Here is a 5,541-nt window from a genome sequence, read left to right on the forward strand (position 1 = left end):
CCAAGGAGTCCGGTTCATGTCTCCTTTTTTGTTTAGTTGTCAATTTATGTCAGTGAATTTGCTCATCTACAGGTAACAAAAGGGATATTGAAGTTTGAATAGGGGAATAAGCATTGCCAATCCCCTTTCTCTTTTAAAAACTATGGTGTAAATTCCCGTGATTTGATATATCTTTCTGATTTATGTGGCATCCATCGTGAAGAAATAAGCGCCCTTAGCTTGACTGAAAAGCTAAGGGCGCTTGGCATGAAGAGATCAGCTAATCACAAATTCGAAGCTTCCGAATATTTTTACTTCTTTTCCGATAAGAAATCCTCCTGTTTCAAGGGCCGCGTTCCATGTTAAGCCATAATCTTCGCGATTAATTTTTCCTTCTACGTCAAAGCCGGCTACGATGCTTCCGGTTATCGGATTTTTGGATTGTCCGTTAAATTCGACTTTGAACGTCTCTGTTTTTGTAACATCTTTAATCGTTAATTGACCTGTTACTTCATATTCATCATCTGAAACCTTTTTAACAGAATCGCTGATAAACGTGATGGTTGGATAATGTTCTACATCGAAAAAGTCAGCTGAGCGAAGGTGGTTGTCTCTGTCTTCGTTTTTTGTATCAATGGAAGCTGCTTGGATGGTCACTTTCACTTTGGAAGATTCCAGCTGATTGATGTCACCTTCCACTTCCACATCAAATTCGGTGAACTCTCCTTTTGCTTTAGCAACCATCATATGTTTTACCTGAAAAGATATGGAACTATGAACTTTGTCTAATTGAAAAGTTGTCATGTTCCTTCTTCCTCCTTTTGTTTTGGTTATAATAATCATATCTGAAAAATATCTTGAATTCAAATATTTTTATTTAAATTTAAAAAATTTTAAAAATAAGTTAATATTTCCCAATCAATGAGCGGATGAATACATGAATATGTGCATCCATCTCTCTTAATCCAAAAAGCCGCATCTAACGGTTTTTTCTAAGTATAATACCAACATATGCGCTGCTTTCACTTGATAATGGATGCATGATAACATTAGATTAAGTGTGAAAGCGGACAGAGAGGAAGAGGAATCATGATGAAGCAGTTAAGCATTTTAGCGAAAATCGAAAATCAAATGGAACGGTTTTCACCAGCAGAAAAAAAGATTGCTACGTATATTATGGAACATGCGGAGCTTGTGCCAAATATGACGACGAAGGAACTGTCGAAAAACGCAGGATCTAGTGAGGCGAGTGTCGTTCGCTTTTGCAAAACGATCGGCATTGGCAGCTTTACCGCGTTAAAATTGGCGCTTGTCCGTGAATTGACGATTGCCGATATGAACATTAACGATTTTTCGATTATTGAAAAACAAGATGCTCCGTATGATTTATTTAATAAAGTGACCTATGTCAACAAAGCGGCGATCGAAGCGACAACAACGACGATTGATAAACGGGAATTGGAAAAAGCGGCGGAAGTGATTGCCAATGCGAAAAAAATTTTATTTTACGGAGTCGGAGGATCAGCTTCTTCGGCGATGGATGCATGCTATAAATTTACAAAGCTAGGCTATGTGTCGATGATGTCTCCCGATTTTCATACGATGCTTCCGCTTGTCGCGAATTTAGAGAAAGGGGATGTGTTTGTCGCGATTTCCACATCAGGAAGAACAAAAGATGTGCTGGAAATTGCGAGATTCGCCAAAAAACAAGATGCCACGGTGATTGCCATCACTAAACTCGATACGTCGTCACCATTGTATAAGGAGGCGGATATCAAACTATGTCTTCCAGATGTCGAGCAAGATCATCGGATCGGAAGTATGGCATCACGAATGACGCAGCTGAATATCATTGACGCGCTCTATTTAATTACGTTCCACCGGATGGGAAGCCGCGTATTAGAAAAATTTCACGTAACGAGAGAAGAAGTAGTCCGGTTGCGGAGATAAATAATATGGCAGCGAGCAGTCAATGCTTGCTTTTCTCTTTTTATGGAGATTTTTTGAAAATGGAAGAATAAAATTGATATTTTATTTCATATATATATAATTAAAATAAGAAATAAAATTTCAAATCTATAAGAAGGTGACAAGATTGCTAGAACGTTTAACAACCGAACAACGAAACAACAAAACGCGGAACTTAGATGAAATGACGACGAAAGAAATTTTACAGGTGATGAACGAAGAAGACCAAACAGTGGCCATTGCTGTTTCGAAAGAATTAGAACACATCGAAAGGCTTGTGCAAAAAGTGATTGCGTCTTTCCAGCAAGGCGGTCGGCTCATTTATATGGGAGCTGGTACAAGCGGTCGCCTTGGAATTTTAGATGCGGTGGAGTGCCCTCCGACATTCGGGGTGGAAAAGGAGATGGTGCAAGGATTAATTGCAGGCGGATTGGAAGCGGTTACAAATGCGGTAGAAGGAGCAGAAGATAACGAAGAACTTGCAGTAAAAGATTTACAGTCAATTGGGCTGACGGCAAAAGATACGGTCATTGGCATTGCGGCGAGCGGGCGAACACCGTATGTGATCAGCGGGCTCCGATACGCAAAGCAAATCGGTGCCACAACCGGGAGCATTGCCTGCAATAAAGGAGCGGAAATTAGCAAATACGCTGATGTCAGCGTTGAAGTGGAAACAGGCCCGGAAATCTTAACAGGATCCACTCGCTTAAAAGCAGGAACAGCACAAAAGATGGTATTAAATATGATTTCCACCGCTTCCATGATTGGAATCGGAAAAGTATATAAGAATTTAATGGTCGATGTGCAGGCGACAAACTTTAAACTAAAAGAACGAGCTAAACGAATTATTATGGAGGCAACCGATGTAGATGATAAGACGGCGGCGCGTTATTACGAAGCGGCGCGGGGACATGTGAAAACGGCGATTGTCATGATTTTATTGCAATGCAGCTATGAAGAAGCGACAGAGCGTCTGCAAAAAGCGAATGGATTTGTTCGCCAGGCGCTTCAATAAAATATGTGAATAAGGGGAGAGGTTGAAATGAAAAGGGAACAACAAATGGCCGTTGAAATATTGGAACGGCTTGGAGGGAAAGAAAACATTACACGTATTGCTCATTGTATGACGAGGGTGAGAGTGTCATTGCGCGATCATCAAAAAGCCGATATCGCAGGTCTTAAAAATATTGAAGGTGTCATGGGCGTCATTGAAGATGAAACATTGCAAATCGTTGTCGGCCCTGGAGTCGTTAACAAGGTAGCTGCTGCGCTTTGCGAATTAACAGGGTTACAACTTGGAGAAGTGATGGAAGATATTGCAGCACAGAAAAAAGCCGAGATTCAACAACGCAACCAAACGCCATTTAAACGATTGCTGCGCAAAATCGGAAGCATTTTTATCCCGCTTATTCCAGGTCTTGTCGCATCGGGAATCATTAACGGAATTGCTAACTTTGCGAAAAACGCCGGGGTCGATCCAACAGAAACATGGCTGCAGCTATTATTGCTCATTGGCGGCGGCATTTTCGCTTCGCTCGGCGTTTTAGTCGGATACAATACGGCAAAAGAGTTTGGCGGTACACCTGTGTTGGGAGCGATTGCTGGAATTTTAGTATTTAACCCGGCGCTTGCCGATATTAAACTGTTCGGGGAAGCGTTGACGCCGGGACGGGGCGGATTGTTTGCGGTGATGTTGGCCGCATGGCTTATGGCGGTCATGGAAAAGCGTGTCCGCAAATTCGTTCCAAATGCGATTGATATTATTGTGACGCCGCTTTTAACCGTGTTAATGGTATGTTTATTTACGCTCATCGCCGTTCAGCCGCTTGCCGGATGGTTATCTTTAGGTATCACAAGCGGAATCAAAGCAGTGTTGGATATTGGCGGTGCGGTTGCTGGCGCCATTTTGGCAGGTACGTTTTTACCGCTTGTGATGGTTGGATTGCATCACGGTCTGACACCAATTCATATGGAGTTTATTAATAAAATCGGTTCAACTCCAATTCTTCCGATTTTAGCGATGGCAGGGGCAGGCCAAGTAGGAGCGGCGATTGCGATTTTCGTCAAAACGAAAAACAAACGGCTTCGCAACATTATTAAAGGGGCGTTGCCAGTTGGATTTTTAGGAATTGGAGAGCCGTTATTGTACGGGGTGACTCTGCCATTAGGAAGACCATTTTTAACCGCGTGTCTCGGCGCGGCAGTCGGCGGTGCGTTTCAGGCAGTTGTGAAAACAGCCGCGCTCGGAATCGGCGTATCTGGTTTATCGCTCATTCCGTTAATCGCCGACAATAAATATATTCTATATTTCTTAGGATTGGTCATTTCGTACACGTTTGGTTTCCTTTTTACGTATTTCTTTGGCTTTAAAGAAGAAATGGCGGAAAACATTTAATTCTAGGTGGTTTCGATGTTCTATCTATCTTTCTACTTATCAGAACAAACGGATCAAATCGAAAAAAGATTTGCACAGGCAAATTGGTTCGGATGTCGGGAACTATTTACATCGCTTCATATTCCCGAAGACGATCTTACCTTTTATCGCAAGCGATTACAGGAGATCGGGCAGTTAGCGAGAAAATACGGAGTCGGGATCATCGCTGACGTTACCCCGGCTTCTTTATCCAAAATTGGGGTGAATGGAGACAATCTTGATTTGCTTTTTGATGGAGGAATTATTGGACTGCGGCTTGATGATGGATTTTCTATGAAAGAAGCAGCAACGTTTTCTCACCGGATGAAAGTTGTTTTCAATGCGAGCACGATGACGGAAGAAGAATGCGACGATCTTGCTTTTTGTGACGTGAACTGGAATCAAATTGAAGCGTGGCATAATTTTTATCCACGTCCAGAAACAGGATTATCAAAAGAATTAGTCATTCAAAAAAACAAGATTTTACGCCGAAAAGGAATTCGAACGCTTGCCGCGTTTATTCCGGGAAATAAAGAAAAACGAGGTCCGCTCCATCAAGGGCTTCCTACGCTAGAGGCTCATCGGTATATGGATCCGCTTTGCGCGTACGTGGAATTAGTGCGGGATTGTGAGGTAGATAAAGTATTTGTGGGCGATGGCGGGATGACAGATGATGTGCTTGCGCGAATGAAGGAGTTTCGGGATGGGGTTATTCCGCTGCGCTACCGGCCGCTTGTGCAACAACATGAACTGCTTTCCATGGTCGAAACGGTTCAAACGAATCGGCGTGACGCGGCAAGGGATGTCATTCGATCACTGGAATCCCGCTTATCTTTCTCATGGCCAAAGCATTTATTAACACCAGCATGTACGATAGAGAGACAAAAGGGAAGTGTTACGATGGATAATATTAGATATGGAAGATATGCCGGCGAACTGCAAATCACATTAACCGATTTGCCAGCAGATGAGAAAGTCAATGTGATTGGACGAATTTTTGAAGACGATCTTCCTCTCCTTGCGTATGTCAAAGGAGGACAACAGTTTCGCCTTGTGCGGATCACATAAAGCTTACGGCCACCGAATTCGGTGGCGTTTTATTTATCTGTTGTAACTATTCAGCCACATGATCAAGTGAGCTGAATATTTTTTGTATTTCCTGTCTATGATGTGAATATTGA

At 42.5% G+C, this 5,541-nt stretch carries 5 protein-coding genes; 4 read left to right on the forward strand and 1 reads right to left on the reverse strand.

From position 1 onward, the window contains the following. Positions 1-255 precede the first annotated feature (255 nt). Positions 256-783 carry a YceI family protein gene (locus tag DCC82_RS09090; protein WP_097354433.1) on the reverse strand — a complete coding sequence of 176 codons (528 nt, stop codon included), beginning with the start codon at positions 781-783 and terminating at the stop codon, positions 256-258. A 288-nt stretch (positions 784-1,071) separates the two neighbouring features. Between DCC82_RS09090 and DCC82_RS09095 the strand changes: the two genes are divergently transcribed. From DCC82_RS09095 to DCC82_RS09110, 4 genes are all read left to right on the forward strand, one after another. Next, entirely contained in the window at positions 1,072-1,929 is an 858-nt protein-coding gene (locus DCC82_RS09095; RefSeq protein ID WP_097354939.1) for a MurR/RpiR family transcriptional regulator, read from the forward strand. 145 nt (positions 1,930-2,074) lie between these two features. Beyond that, positions 2,075-2,962, forward strand: a complete 888-nt coding sequence (gene murQ / locus DCC82_RS09100; protein ID WP_097354434.1) for an N-acetylmuramic acid 6-phosphate etherase — start codon at positions 2,075-2,077, stop codon at positions 2,960-2,962. 27 nt (positions 2,963-2,989) lie between these two features. Continuing rightward, on the forward strand, positions 2,990-4,342 hold the full coding sequence (locus DCC82_RS09105; RefSeq protein ID WP_097354435.1) for a PTS transporter subunit EIIC: 1,353 nt from the start codon (positions 2,990-2,992) through the stop codon (positions 4,340-4,342). Positions 4,343-4,357: 15 nt separating this feature from the next. Continuing rightward, complete coding sequence (locus tag DCC82_RS09110; RefSeq protein ID WP_097354436.1) at positions 4,358-5,428, forward strand: DUF871 domain-containing protein; 1,071 nt, start codon at positions 4,358-4,360, stop codon at positions 5,426-5,428. Positions 5,429-5,541: the final 113 nt, after the last annotated feature.

Source organism: Geobacillus sp. LYN3 (assembly GCF_003064505.1).
GTDB lineage: Bacteria > Bacillota > Bacilli > Bacillales > Anoxybacillaceae > Parageobacillus_B > Parageobacillus_B toebii.